We start from the raw sequence: 13,696 nt of genomic DNA on the forward strand, positions 1-13,696 counted from the left end.
GGAGCTTTGGATCAAGCCTGCGGCAGTACGAGATACTTCTCGCCGGTGGCGCGCTTACCATAGGCGGCGATCACAGCCGGATCGAGCATCTCGGATAGCGTGATGCGCTTGGTATAGTTGCTGGCGAAAGTCGTCTTCAGTTCCTTAGCAACGCGGTCACGCAGGTTCTTCGCACTGTCCGGGCCGATATCTTCAAGGAAATAGGTCAGCAGCCACCCGCCCATGCGCCAGCGCATCCCGAAGCCGCGGTTGAACTCGGTGGGAGCGGGCGAGAGTCCACCATAAACATAGACCTGCTTCATCTGCCGCGACCCGTACGGCCCGTCCACGCGCTGCGTGCGGAGCGCCGCCTGCTCCATTGCGGTCAGGATCTGCCCGGCGAGCTTCCCGCCACCAACGGCATCAAAGGCGAGAAAAGCGTTGGTGGCTGCGATCGCGTCAATCAGGCTGGGCAGGAAGTCGTCTGCCGTCATGTTCACGACATGCTCGGCACCGAGGCTCCGCAACAGTTGCGCCTGCGCGTCGCTGCGCACGATGTTCACGAGCGGAATGCCATCGGCAGCGCACAGCTTAACCAGCATCTGGCCGAGGTTGGAGGCCGCGGCGGTATGCACGAGCCCCTGATATCCCTCGCGTTTCAGCGTGCCGACCATGCCCAGCGCGGTGAGCGGATTGACATAGGAGGAGGCAGCCTCTTCGGCGCTGGTGCCCTCCGGCACGATCATGCAATCGGCGGCGCGAACCTTGCGGTACTGGGCGTAGAAGCCGCCCCCCGCGAGCGCCACCGTCTTGCCCAGCAGCGCTTGTGCCGCCGCCGACGCGCCAGCCGCGACGACCTTGCCAGCGCCTTCGTTGCCGACCGGAAGATCGACTCCGGCGCGCGCGGAGAGCGCACGCTGCACTGCCGGGTTGAGCGGCGCGACCGATGCGTCGCCTTCGCGCTTGAACTCGGTTCCGTCGGTGAGCGCAAGCAGGACTGCCAGATCAGACGGGTTGATCGGGGTTGCCTCGACGCGAACGAGAACGTCGTCATCGTTCAATGACGGAATGGGGGCGTCCTGCAGGGCGAGCTTCACCTGACCCTCGGGGGTCACCGTCGACACGAGACGACGAAAGCTATCGGGCAGATCTGTCATGGCGGCTCCTGAATGAGACGATTGTCACGCCTGCCGTCCATCTCGCCCGCAGGGCGCGATGTCGAGACAATTAGCGCAGGGCTAGTTCATCTCGACATGGGTCGTGCGGGAGAGAAGGTCAGCCACCTTGAACCGGCGCGTGGTCAGGCCAGCTCAAGACCCTTCATGGTGCCTTCTTCACGCCAGTCCTTGATGATGGCGAAGAACGCATTGGGGCCCTTGCCATAACTGGAGAAGCTGGCGGCCTTGGGGCTAAGCTGACCCTCGCCATTGTAATAACCTGGCGTACATTCCTCCAGGAACTTGCGGCGGTCGAGCACCGCAGAGAGAATCTGCTCGGTCCAGGCATTCTCCGCTTCTTCGGTCGGCTCCACGCGCGATTTCTGCGATCGCATGGCTTCACCGATGATGTGCGCTGCATGGCCGGCCTGTTCGAGCAGGGCGTGTGGATAATTGGCGGTGAAGCCCGACTGGATGACCGAGAAGATGAACATGTTGGGAAAACCGTTGACCGTCATCCCGTGCAGGGTGCGGCCACCATCAGCCCACTTTTCCTCAAGGGTGCGCCCGCCGACCCCCCGGACATCATAGCCAGCCCGCCGGGCATAGCTGGTCCCGACTTCGAACCCAGTGCCAAAGATCAGGCAATCCAGCTTGTATTCCTTGCCCGCTACCACGACACCGTCTCGCGTGATCCGCTCCACGCCCTGACCCTGCGTGTCGACGAGCCGCACGTTGGGCCTGTTGAACGTCGCCAGATAATCGTCGTGGAAGCAGGGCCTTTTGCAGAACTGGTTGTACCACGGCTTGAGCGCGTCAGCGGTTCCCTTGTCCTCGACCACCTGATCCACGCGGGATCGGATCGATTCCATCTTCTGAAAATCGGCGAGCTGCACCAGTTCGTCAGGGTTTTCAGCGCCTTCCTTCACGGCCTTCATCCGCGCGATGACGCCCAGGTTGCGGATGATGTCCGTCCACCCGTCATTCACCAGATCCTCGTCGGCCCAGCCGCCCGAGACGAGCGTGTTGAAGTTTTCCATCCGGTGCCGGTGCCACCCGGGGGTGAGCGACTGCGCCCAGCTCTGGTCCGTCGGGCGATCGCCGCGCACGTCGATCGAGGATGGGGTGCGCTGGAAGACGAACAGTTCCTTCGCTGCGGCGCCTAGGTGAGGCACGCACTGCACCGCCGTGGCGCCGGTGCCGATGATACCGACGACCTTGTCGCCCAGCTTGTCGAGACCGCCGTTCTGGTCGCCACCGGTATAGGCATAGTCCCACCGGCTGGTGTGGAACGTATGCCCCTGGAAATCCTCAATGCCGGGGATGCCGGGAAGCTTGGGTCGGTGCAGCGGTCCATTCGCCATGACTACGAAGCGCGCGCGGATCGCATCACCCCGGTTGGTGAACACCGTCCAGCGACGTTGGTCCTCATCCCATTGCATGTCCGTGACTTCGGTCTGGAACAGGACGTCGCGGTACAGATCATATTGTTCGGCGATGCGGCGCGAATAGGCGCGGATCTCCGGCCCCTGGCTGTACTTGCGCTCCGGCATGAACCCCGTCTCCTCGAGAAGGGGAAGATAGACGTAGCTTTCGATATCGCAGGCAGCGCCAGGGTATCGGTTCCAGTACCAGGTTCCGCCGAATTCGCCGCCCTTTTCAATCAGCCGGATATCATCAACGCCTGCCTCGCGAAGCTTCGCCCCCGCGAGCAGCCCGCCAAACCCGCCACCGATGACGACCACGTCCTTCTCGTCAGAGAGCGCGGGGCGCTCAATCGGCTGTTCGATGTACGGATCTTCGAGATAGTGCGCGAACTTGCCGGTCATCTCGACATATTGTTCGTTGGCATCGGCGCGCAGCCGTTTGTCGCGTTCCGACAGATATTTGGCCTTCAGCGCCTGGGGATCGAAATTGAACTGGCTGTCAGGCGCGCTGTGCACAGCCTGCGACTCGAGTGTCATTCGCCTCTCCTCGTTCCTATTTTCTGGAACGCATTATGACTTAGTGTCGGACGGAGAGGTAGCCCGATTATGCGCCGTTAACGCTCCAGCCGTCCGTCGCCGATTGCGGACGCCTCAAACGTGAACAGCGTGTCAGGGTCCGGCGCGTCTGCCTTGGCGCCAATTTCCGAGGGGGCCAGTTCGCGCAACAGATGCTGGATGATCGCCCGGCGTGCGCGCTTCTTGTGATCGGCGCGCACGCAGGTCCAGGGTGCGACCGGCGTGCTGGTTCGTGTCAGCATCGTATCGCGGGCGGCGGTGTAATCGTCCCATTTCGCTTGCGCGACGGCATCAAGCGCGGAGACCTTCAATGCCTTCAACGGATCGCTGCGACGCGAGTCCAGCCGGCTTGCCTGCTCTTCGCGCGAGATGTCGAGCCAGACCTTGACCAACTTGATCCCATCGGCCGCCAGCATTGCCTCGAACGCGGGCACTTCATCAAGGAAGCGCGCCTGCTGCTCCGCCGTGGAGAAGCCGTTCACTACCTCCACACCGGCACGATTGTACCAGCTGCGATTAAAGATCACGAGTTCACCGGCGGCCGGCAGGTGGGCCACATATCGCTGAAAGAACCATTGCGATCGCTCATGCGCGGAAGGCTTGGGCAGGGCCACGACGCGCGTTTGCCGTACCGCCAAGTGACGGGTGATGGTTCTTATCGCGCCGTCCTTGCCGGCCGAATCGCGACCTTCGAACACAACAACGGCGCGTGAGCCGGACGTTGCAGCCCAGCTCTGGTAGCGGACCAACGCGACCTGAAGATCGTGGTCCTCCTTCTCGTGATCCGCTCCCATGGCTCAGATCAACTCCACCGCGATCGCCGTCGCCTCGCCCCCGCCGATGCACAGGCTGGCGACCCCGCGGGTCTTGCCGCGATGCTTCAGCGCCGCGATGAGCGTCGTGATGATCCGCGCGCCGGACGCCCCGATGGGATGGCCAAGCGCGGTTGCGCCGCCGTTCACGTTGATCTTCTCGTGCGGGATGCCGAGATCGCGCATCGCAAACATTGCGACACAGGCAAAAGCCTCGTTGATTTCAAACAGATCGACGTCGTCGATCGACCAGCCGGCCTTCTTCAGCAGCTTTTCGATCGCGCCGACGGGAGCGGTGGTGAAGGCGGCGGGTTCCTGCGCATGAGCCGAATGAGCAACGATGCGCGCGACCGGCTTCTGTCCCTTCGCCTCTGCCACGCTGGCCTTGCTGAGCACCAGCGCGGCCGCCCCGTCAGAGATGGACGAGCTGGTCGCGGCCGTAATCGTGCCATCCTTGGCGAAAGCCGGCCGCAGCGACGGGATCTTGTCCGGCATGCCGCGCCCGGGCTGCTCATCCGTGTCGACCACGATCTCGCCCTTTCGGGTCGCAACCGTCACAGGGACGATTTCTTCCGCGAATGCACCGGACTTGATCGCTTCCTGGGCGCGACGGAGCGACTCAATCGAATAATCGTCCTGCGCCTGACGGGTCAGCTGATATTCGTTGGCGGTATCCTGCGCGAAGGTGCCCATCGCCCGACCCTGTTCATAGGCATCTTCAAGCCCGTCGAGGAACATGTGGTCATAAGCCGTGTCGTGGCCGATCCGCGCGCCCGAGCGGTGCTTCTTCAGAATGTACGGCGCATTGGTCATGCTCTCCATACCACCCGCCACGATCAGATCGGCGGAGCCGGCAGAAATCGCCTCCGCGCCCATGATCACCGTTTGCATGCCGGAGCCGCAAACCTTGTTAACCGTCGTCGCCTCGACCGACTTGGGTAGACCAGCCTTGATCGCCGCCTGGCGCGCGGGCGCCTGACCAAGGCCAGCGGGCAGGACGCAGCCCATGTAGATCCGCTCCACATCGGCACCGTCGATCCCGGCGCGCTCAACGGCAGCCTTCACCGCCGTGGCGCCAAGATCGGTCGCGGAAACATCGGCAAGCGCGCCTTGCATGCCCCCCATGGGGGTGCGGGCATAGGAAAGGATGACGACGGGGTCGGTTGCCATGGGAATATTGCTCCGCGGGAATTTTTGTTTGTCCCGATCTAGTCACGAACAATCTCGAATACAAAGGCCACAGATTGGCGTTGGGGGGCGATGGACACGCTTACCGACATATTGAAATGGTCCGCCTCGATCAGCGGGATGATCGCCGCCTTCATGGTATCGCTCGACCTCGGGCGCCGAGTGACAGGATGGGGCTTCGTGCTCTTCGTCGGCTCGTCGATCTGCTGGATTAGCGGCTCGGCGCTGACCGGAGACTGGGCGCTGGGCACGCAGAATGCCGTGCTGTTCGGGATCAACCTGTTCGGTGTCTATCGATATCTGATACGCAAGAAGGGTGTCTGACTTCTTCTGGCCGCTCGGGCTTTCTATTCTCGGCGCGATTTTCGGCAGCTTCCTCGCGACGGTAGCGATCCGCTGGCCGGCGGGGCGCTCTGCGCTGTCCGGCCGCTCGTTGTGCGACGGGTGCGGCAGACCTGTCGCCGCGCGCGATCTCGTCCCGGTCCTTAGCGCGCTGCTCCTGCGGGGACGGGCGCGTTGCTGCGGCGGGCGGATAAGCAGGCTGCATTCTGCCGTCGAGATCGCCTGCGCCATATGTGGCCTGACGGCCGGACTGGTGGCGAGTGACGTGACGAGCCTGGTGATCGCGGCCTTCGGCTGGCTGCTCGTGCTCGTCGCGGCGCTGGACGCAACGGAGTTGTGGATACCGGATCCGCTCATCGCGGTCGTCGCGGTGACAGGGCTGGCGACCGCTGTTCTACTGCCGCCGCCGGTTTCCGATCGGCTGATCGGCGGTGCCGCCGGCTTCGGCTCGCTCTGGCTGATCGGTTTTGCCTATCTGCGTCTGCGAGGGCAGGAGGGATTGGGCGGCGCTGATCCCAAGCTGTTCGGTGCGATCGGATTGTGGCTGGGATGGCGGCTGCTTCCGGCCGTCCTGCTGTTCGCAGCGATGATCGGGCTCGGGATGGTGGCGCTGCGCCTTGCGGCGGGCCGCGCGGTTGCGCGCGACGAGGCCGTTCCCTTCGGCGCCTATCTGGCCGCGGCGGCTTACCCGGCGTTGCTGCTCATGGTACATCTCGAGACATGATGGCGTTGCTCCTTGCCCTTGCGGCTGCCGACCCGCCCAAGACGCCGACTTCGATCGACGGTCTGCCGCTCGGAGGCTTGCCGCCGCAATCCCTCCCCGCGCGCGGTTGCGCGGCTTATCTGTTCAGCACGGGGAAGACCCGCGCGCTGGTGGCGGTCGCGGGTGCTGAGCCGGGTTCTCTTCGGCTGTCCATGGGCGGCAGGACGATCGATCTTGCGCGCAGCAATCAGGCGGGAAGCGCCGGCTACGGCTTCGCACTGACGACCGACTATGCCGCGGAGCAGATGTCGGCCCGGCTTGACCTCGAGATCCAGACGCGGCGGGACTTGACGCAGGGCGCGATCGTCGATCGTGGTACTTTGCGCGTGGATCGGCCCGGGGAAGACAGTATCATTCTGCCGCTTGCAGGCCTGATCGGATGCGCAACCCAGACATCCTAAAAGGAGGGGAGAGGATAAATGAAGGGGATATTGGCCGCTCAGCGTGAAAGCTTCATGGCGGCATTGCCGGAACCATTCTCCATTCGAAAAGATCGGCTGAAGCGCGCGTCGGCGATGATCCGCGATCATGCGGATCGATTCTGCGACGCGCTCAGCGAGGATTTTGGCCATCGCAGCCGCGAGCAGTCGATGATCACGGACATCGGCGGATCGATCTCCCCCATCAACCACGCGCTGAAGAACCTGGATAAGTGGGCCAAGCCTGAGAAGCGTGGCGTGCAGTTCCCGCTTGGTCTGCTGGGCGCGAAGGCCTGGGTCGAATATCAGCCGAAAGGGGTGATCGGCATCATTGCGCCCTGGAACTTCCCGGTGAACCTCGTGATGTCGCCTCTGGCAGGTGTGTTCGCCGCCGGGAACCGGGCGATGGTGAAGACGAGCGAATATACCCCGGCGACGGCTGCCCTGTTCGAGGAACTTGCCGGCCGCTATTTCGACCCGACCGAGCTTGCCTTTGTTTCCGGCGGGCCGGAGATCGGCAAGGAATTCGCCGAACTGCCGTTCGACCATCTGTTGTTCACTGGGGCGACCGGTATCGGCCGTCACATCCTCCATGCTGCCGCCGATAACCTCACACCGGTGACGCTGGAGCTTGGCGGCAAATCCCCGGTGATCGTGGGAACAGATGCGGACACCGCCCAGGTCGCCGAACGAGTCGTTGTGGGCAAGATGTTGAACGCCGGCCAGATCTGTCTCGCGCCCGACTATGTGCTGGTGCCTTCCAATCAGGAGAGCGCCGTTGTGGAAGAGCTAAAGTCGGCCGCCACCGCCATGTACCCGACTCTGCTGTCCAATCCCGATTACACCAGCGTGGTGAACGACCGGCATTATCAACGGCTCAACGACTGGATCGCGGATGCCCAGGCCAAGGGCGCGAAGGTCGAGGTGATCAATCCGGCGAACGAGGATTTCGGCAGCACCAACAGCCGCAAGATGCCGCTCCACATCGTTCGTGATGTTACCGACGACATGACGCTGATGCAGGAAGAGATCTTCGGGCCCGTTCTGCCGGTACGCCGCTACGACACCATCGATGGCGCGATCGCCGAAGTGAACCGGCGTGATCGCCCGCTGGGCCTGTACTATTTCGGCAAGAACGAAGCGGAGCGGCGCCGCGTGCTGGATCGAACGATCTCCGGCGGCGTGACGCTGGATGATGTGATCTTTCACGTTTCGATGGAGGACTTGCCGTTCGGCGGGGTGGGCCCGTCGGGCATGGGCTCGTACCATGGGCTTGATGGCTTCCGCACGTTCAGCCACGCCAAGGCGGTGTTCCAGCAGTCGAAGTTCGACGTAGCGAAGATTGCGGGTCTGAAGCCGCCCTATGGCCCGGCTACCCGCAAGGCTGTCGCGCGCCAGATCGGCGGCTGAGGCGAGAGGTTCAAGGGAGCTCGGCGCGGGATGACCGCGCCGAACCCGGCATATCGTCAGTGCGCTGAAATCTCTTCCTTGAGGCGCAATTTCTGCTTCTTGAGGTCCGCAATCAACATGGTATCGGGCATCGGCCGATGCCGTTCGTCGTCGATGCGCTGATCGAGCACGGCATGCTTGGCCTCCAAAGCCGAACGATGCGCAGTCTGCATATCAGGAACCTCCTTGCTTGCTTGACGGGACTCAGGAGTAAATCACCAACGGCGCCAAAAGTCCCGGACGAAAAGGGTTAATGCGCGACCGATCGACCATGTTGCAGGACGTCTCGCGGGTGTAACGACAATCTGCGACGGGAAGCGGAGTCTCTGCTAGGATGCCGAATAAGGGAGCCAGGTGGTGGACGATAATCAGTTGATCGCTAGGCTTGGTGTGCTTCGGGTCGAACACCGCGATCTCGACGCCGCGATTGCGGCGCTTTCCAGCGACGGGCCTTCCGACCAGTTGCAGATCGCGCGGCTGAAGAAGCGCAAGCTGCTGCTTCGCGATGAAATCGCCATGATCGAGGATCAGCTGATCCCGGACATTATCGCGTAAGTATCGCTTTGGGACGGCTCGACCGGGCTGGCGGTGAGCAGGCGGCTGTCCTCATCCCTGCCCAGGGGTAACAGAGGCTCATGTATGCGGGCACGAAGGATTCGTCGGTGCAGCGACGGTTGATCGACTCTTTGTATGTCGAGGCGATGGTGCTCGCCGACGACGCGCGAAGCTATTTCGACGATGGCAATCGGGACGAGCGCGATTCCCTTTCGACCATGGCGCGCGTGACGTTCAGCTGCGAGTCGCTGAAGGTGACAACTCGGCTGATGCACGTGATCGCCTGGCTGCTGACGCAGCGGGCGGTATTCGCAGGAGAGCTGCGCGCGGCCGACGCGCTCGACCATTCGCGTCGGCTGGGAGAAGCGCCGGTGACCAACGAGGAGGTCGCCCTCGAGCTGCCGGAGCGTGCCCGCCGGCTCGTGCATGCGAGCGCGGACCTTCACCGCCGCGTCGCAAGGCTCGATGAAGCTCAGAAGGCCGTCGTTAGCGACGAGAGCCCGGCGCGGCAGATGTTCCAGCGACTCGCGCTGTCGTTCTGAGCCATTACGCGGGGCCAAGACCTGCGGGGGAGCGTACGACTGTTCCGGTGATGGCCTGCGATGATGCGGCCGTCACCGGAGGTGCAATCAGGCCGCCTCCAGTGCCTCGGTCGCCTCGAGCCAGCGCGCCTCAGCGGCCTCGATCTGCTCGATGAGCGTAGCGCGCCGCTTCATCAGTTCTGTCATGGTCAATCCGGCGAGCGACTTTTCGGCGCTGGAAGGGTCGAACATGGCGCGGTCCACCGCTGATCGCTCAGTGCCCAGCTTCGCGATTTCTGCCTCGGCGTCCTTTGCCGCCTTGCGCCAGAGCTTGTCGCTCTCCCGCTTTTCGGCCGCAGCCTTGCGATCTTCCTTGCGGACCTTGCCCTCGGATTTCGGCTCCTTCGCCAGAACAAGCGAGACGTAATCGTCCAGGCTTCCGTCGAACTCGCGCGCGGTACCCGCATCGACCAGGACCAGCCGGTCTGCGGTCAGCTCCACCATGTGGCGATCGTGGCTGACGATGAGCACCGCGCCCTTATAATCGTTTAGCGCGTGAACCAGCGCCTCGCGGGCATCCACATCAAGGTGGTTGGTCGGCTCGTCGAGGATTAGCAGGTGCGGCGCCTCTCGTGTGATCAGCGCAAGTGCAAGGCGGGCGCGTTCGCCACCCGACATCTTGCCGACCTTTGACGTAGCGCGATCGCCCGAGAAGCCGAACCGGCCGAGCTGGGCGCGCACCGCGGCGGGTGTGGCGCCAGGCATCACGCGGGTCATATGGGCAAGCGGCGTATCGTCCGAATCCAGTTCCTCCACCTGATATTGCGTGAAGTAACCGACCCGCATGCGATTGCTGGCCGCCATGGAGCCGTCCATCGGCGCCAGTTGCGCCGCGACGAGGCGGGCGAGCGTAGTCTTGCCGTTGCCGTTACGCCCGAGCAGCGCGATCCGGTCATCCGGATCCATGCGCAGGTTCAGCCGCCTCAAGATCGGCGTCTCGCCATAGCCGACGCTCGCATGATCCAGGGTGACCAAAGGCGGACGCAGCGGCTCGGGATCGGGGAAGGCGAAGGAAAGCGAGGGATCGTTCGCAAGTTCGGCGATCGGCTGCATTCTCGACAGCATCTTGGCCCGGCTCTGCGCCTGCTTGGCCGTCGACGCACGCGCGGAATTGCGCGCGATATAGTCCTGGAGCTTGGCCCGCTGCGCCTCCTGATTGGCCTTGGCGGCAGCGATCTGCGCCATGCGCTCCGCCCGTTGCCGCTCGAACGCATCATAGCCGCCGACGTACAGGGTGGTCTTCCCGCCCTGCAGATGGAGGATGTGATCCACCACGTTGTTCAGGAAATCGCGCTCGTGGCTGACGACGACGATCGTGGCACGATAGGAGCGAAGAAAGTCTTCCAGCCACATGACCGCTTCAAGGTCGAGGTGGTTTGACGGCTCGTCGAGCAGCAGCAGGTCCGGTTGCGAGAACAGGAGGGCTGCCAGCGCGACGCGCATCTTCCATCCGCCGGAAAAACTGTCGAGCGGCTTGTTCTGGGCCTCCTCGTCAAAGCCGAGGCCCAGCAGGATCTGTGACGCGCGGGCCGGCGCCGTATAGGCGTCGATGGCGATCAGGCGTTCATAGATGTCGCCGAGTTTCTCCGGATCGGCTTCCGTCTCGCTCTGCTCCATGAGGCGCGCGCGCTCGGTATCGGCGGCCAGCACCGTTTCGAACGGCGTGGCGTCTCCGGCCGGAGCCTCTTGGGCGATATAGCCGATGCGGGCGCCCCGAGGCATGTCGATCGAGCCACCGTCCGGCTCGATCTGCCCGGCGATGACCTTCACCATCGTCGACTTGCCCGCGCCATTGCGCCCGATCAGCCCGACGCGGCTGCCGGGGGGCAGGGATGCCGAAGCGCTGTCGAGGATCGCGCGCCCGCCCAGGCGCACGGTGATGCCGTTGATCGTAAGCATGGCGGGCCCCTAGCAGGTCCGGCGCGCGGGGGTAACTTTTCTGCGCGGATGCAAACGAACGGGTTCGTCATTAACCGGACGCAATTGGTTCGTAGCGGCGTGAGTGGGGCCGACCCTCAGACTCCCGTGCGGACGAAGACGTGGCCGGACTTGTCTGTACAAAGGGGAAAATTCGTGTCCTTCCGTGCCGCACGCTGCGCGCTGTTCCTTACTGCCGCTGCCACAATCGCCCTTCCCGGAACGTCGATCGCGCAAACATCTGCCGCAGCAGATGCGCCCCAGGCCGACGGTGGCCTTGAAGAGATCGTCGTCACGGCCGAGCGCCGCGAGGAAAACCTCCAGCGCGTGCCGGTGTCGCTTACGGCAGTTCAGGGCGACGCGCTTCGCCAGTTCCAGTCCGGCGGCGAGGACATCGTTGCGCTCGCGGGCCGGGTGCCGGGCTTGTACGCGGAGACGACCACCGGCCGTATCTTCCCCCGATTCTACATTCGGGGCCTGGGCAATATCGACTTCTACCTCGGCGCCTCGCAGCCAGTCTCCATCATTCAGGACGACATCGTTCTGGAACACGTGGTGCTGAAGTCGAACCCGGTGTTCGACGTCGCGCAGGTGGAGGTTCTGCGCGGACCGCAGGGTTCGCTCTTCGGGCGCAACACGACCGCGGGCATCATCAAGTTCGACACGATCCGTCCGTCGATGGACTTCGAGGCGCGCGGCAATTTCTCCTACGGCAGCTACAACACCGTCACGGCTGACGTTGGTGTCGGCGGGCCGATCGTCCCGGACAAGATCGCTTTCCGCGTGTCCGGGCTCTACCAGCGCCGTGACGACTGGATCGACAATGCGTTCACGGGTGTCGGTCTCGACGGAACTCGCGGCGGCGAAGACGTGATGGGCGGTTTCGAGGATCGGAACGCCCGCCTGCAACTGCTGTTCACGCCGACCGAGACCTTGTCGATCAACCTGTCAGGGCACGTGCGCGATTATGACGGCACGTCCACGATCTTTTATCGCAACGCGCTGCCCCGCGGATCGAACAACCCGAACAAGCGCCGCGACGTCATCGTGCAGGACGAAGCGTTCGACAACCCGCAGGGCTATACCACCTACGGCGGCTCGGCGAACATCGCCTGGGACTTTGGCGGTCTCACCGTTACGTCGATCACCGGCTACGAGACGACATCGGGGTACAGCCGCGGCGACACCGATGGCGGCGCCGCGGTGAATTATCCGGTCAACAACGTGCCGAACGGCTATGGCCAGAGCCAAGGCAACATTCGCGATCTGGACCAGTGGACGCAGGAGCTGCGCCTGGCGAGCGACGGCCAAGGGCCGTTCAAATGGCAGGTCGGCGGATATTATTTCGACAGCCGCGACACGACGGAATTCTATCAGCGACGCTTCTTCCTGACGGCGCCCTTCGTCGCGTCCAACGGCAACACCAACAATCCCGACAATTGGGTTCGCCTGCGCAATGTGAACACGTCATGGGCGGTGTTCGGACAGGCAAGCTATGAGTTGGGCGACCGGCTGACGTTGACGGCTGGCGCCCGCTATACCGAGGATCGCAAACGCACCACGCTGCTCAAGCCCGCGATGACGGGCGCCACGGTGAATTTCCCGGCGACCGCGCCGCGTGACGTGCGCCTGGTTGGCAAGGAACCGAGCTGGGACCTGTCGGCTCTGTATGAAGTCGCACCCGACCTGAACGTCTATGCGCGGGTGGCGCGCGGCTTCCGCGGTCCGACCATCCAGGGCCGATCGGCTGTCTTCGGTTCGGCATTCACGACCGCCGATTCCGAAACGATCATGTCCTATGAACTGGGCTTCAAGAGCGAGCCCTTCTCCAACCTGCGCTTGAATGCCTCTGCCTTCCACTGGCAGGTCGACGACATTCAGCTCAACGGCAATGACGCGGATGGCAACGGCGTGCTGTTCAACGCCGACAAGGCCGATGCCTGGGGCGTGGAGGCTGAGGTGGAATGGCGGCCGATCCGCAACATCAGCTTCTCGCTGGGCGGCAACGTCCTGAAGACCGAGGTCAAGGACGACCGCGTCTATGCGCAGGTCTGCGCGCTGAACGGGCAGGTCACCTGCACGGTGCTGGATCCGACGATCACACGCACCATCTTTGGCGCGCCGGCGGTGCTTGCGCAGATCGACGGCAATCCGCTGCCCAATGCTCCCAAGTGGCAGATCAACGCTGCGGTCCGCTATGACATTCCGCTGTGGAATGACGGAGCGTTGTTCGTTTCCGGCGATTTCAACGCACAGGGCTACACCAATTTCGTGCTGTACCGGACGCGGGAGTTCTATTCAGACGGCAACTTCGAGGCCGGTCTGAAGGTGGGCTATACCGATCCAAGTGACCGTTATGAAATTGCAGCGTTCGCGCGGAACATCACGGGCGAAAAGAACCTGAAGGGCGTGATCGAGAACTACAACGCCGCAGTCTATAACGAGCCGCGCATTCTGGGCGTCTCGTTCGCGATCAAGTCACGCTGAGAGAAGATGGAGCAGGGCGACGAATGCCCTGCTCCAGTTCCTTT

The 13,696-nt window shown here is 63.4% G+C and carries 13 protein-coding genes; 7 read left to right on the top strand and 6 right to left on the bottom strand.

Translation table 11 applies throughout. The features are described from left to right. Positions 1-11: 11 nt before the first annotated feature. The 4 genes from BMX36_RS03345 to BMX36_RS03360 form a co-directional block, all read right to left on the bottom strand. Positions 12-1,136: a zinc-binding dehydrogenase gene (locus BMX36_RS03345; RefSeq protein ID WP_093063675.1), complete on the bottom strand. Its 1,125-nt coding sequence runs from the start codon at positions 1,134-1,136 to the stop codon at positions 12-14. A gap of 143 nt (positions 1,137-1,279) precedes the next feature. Continuing rightward, positions 1,280-3,100 (bottom strand): flavin-containing monooxygenase, encoded by a 1,821-nt coding sequence (locus BMX36_RS03350; RefSeq protein ID WP_093063676.1) that lies wholly within the window; start codon positions 3,098-3,100, stop codon positions 1,280-1,282. A 77-nt stretch (positions 3,101-3,177) separates the two neighbouring features. After that, a complete protein-coding gene (ppk2, locus tag BMX36_RS03355) occupies positions 3,178-3,933 on the bottom strand; it encodes a polyphosphate kinase 2 (protein ID WP_093063677.1) in 756 nt (251 codons plus the stop codon). A 3-nt stretch (positions 3,934-3,936) separates the two neighbouring features. Next, positions 3,937-5,121, bottom strand: coding sequence for a thiolase family protein (locus BMX36_RS03360; protein ID WP_066779065.1), 1,185 nt, complete (start codon positions 5,119-5,121; stop codon positions 3,937-3,939). A gap of 90 nt (positions 5,122-5,211) precedes the next feature. Between BMX36_RS03360 and BMX36_RS03365 the strand changes: the two genes are divergently transcribed. Genes BMX36_RS03365 through BMX36_RS03380 form a run of 4 tightly spaced genes read left to right on the top strand, consistent with a single transcriptional unit; the run spans position 5,212 to position 8,073 of the window. Then, positions 5,212-5,463 (top strand): hypothetical protein, encoded by a 252-nt coding sequence (locus BMX36_RS03365; protein WP_231731809.1) that lies wholly within the window; start codon positions 5,212-5,214, stop codon positions 5,461-5,463. Then, entirely contained in the window at positions 5,456-6,205 is a 750-nt protein-coding gene (locus BMX36_RS03370; protein ID WP_093063678.1) for a prepilin peptidase, read from the top strand. The genes BMX36_RS03365 and BMX36_RS03370 overlap by 8 nt, the downstream gene beginning before the upstream one ends. Beyond that, the gene (locus BMX36_RS03375; protein WP_066779072.1) at positions 6,202-6,645 is read left to right on the top strand and encodes a hypothetical protein; all 444 of its coding nucleotides are present in this window, start codon (positions 6,202-6,204) and stop codon (positions 6,643-6,645) included. Before BMX36_RS03370 ends, BMX36_RS03375 begins: the two co-directional genes overlap by 4 nt. Before the next feature lie 18 nt (positions 6,646-6,663). After that, positions 6,664-8,073 (top strand): coniferyl aldehyde dehydrogenase, encoded by a 1,410-nt coding sequence (locus BMX36_RS03380; RefSeq protein ID WP_093063679.1) that lies wholly within the window; start codon positions 6,664-6,666, stop codon positions 8,071-8,073. A 56-nt stretch (positions 8,074-8,129) separates the two neighbouring features. Here BMX36_RS03380 and BMX36_RS03385 read toward each other — a convergent pair whose 3' ends face one another. Beyond that, complete coding sequence (locus tag BMX36_RS03385; protein ID WP_082746196.1) at positions 8,130-8,285, bottom strand: YdcH family protein; 156 nt, start codon at positions 8,283-8,285, stop codon at positions 8,130-8,132. Positions 8,286-8,469: 184 nt separating this feature from the next. Between BMX36_RS03385 and BMX36_RS03390 the strand changes: the two genes are divergently transcribed. Together BMX36_RS03390 and BMX36_RS03395 are read left to right on the top strand one after the other, a co-directional pair. Then, positions 8,470-8,667, top strand: a complete 198-nt coding sequence (locus BMX36_RS03390; RefSeq protein ID WP_066779144.1) for a YdcH family protein — start codon at positions 8,470-8,472, stop codon at positions 8,665-8,667. A 107-nt stretch (positions 8,668-8,774) separates the two neighbouring features. Further along, the gene (locus tag BMX36_RS03395; RefSeq protein WP_371262786.1) at positions 8,775-9,209 is read left to right on the top strand and encodes a DUF1465 family protein; all 435 of its coding nucleotides are present in this window, start codon (positions 8,775-8,777) and stop codon (positions 9,207-9,209) included. Positions 9,210-9,296: 87 nt separating this feature from the next. Here BMX36_RS03395 and BMX36_RS03400 read toward each other — a convergent pair whose 3' ends face one another. Continuing rightward, positions 9,297-11,147 (bottom strand): ABC-F family ATP-binding cassette domain-containing protein, encoded by a 1,851-nt coding sequence (locus tag BMX36_RS03400; protein ID WP_093063680.1) that lies wholly within the window; start codon positions 11,145-11,147, stop codon positions 9,297-9,299. Positions 11,148-11,321: 174 nt separating this feature from the next. Here BMX36_RS03400 and BMX36_RS03405 point away from each other — a divergent pair, with 174 nt between their 5' ends. After that, a complete protein-coding gene (locus BMX36_RS03405) occupies positions 11,322-13,652 on the top strand; it encodes a TonB-dependent receptor (RefSeq protein ID WP_371262787.1) in 2,331 nt (776 codons plus the stop codon). Positions 13,653-13,696 lie beyond the last annotated feature (44 nt).

The organism is Sphingomonas sp. OV641, from assembly GCF_900109205.1.
Taxonomy (GTDB): domain Bacteria; phylum Pseudomonadota; class Alphaproteobacteria; order Sphingomonadales; family Sphingomonadaceae; genus Sphingomonas.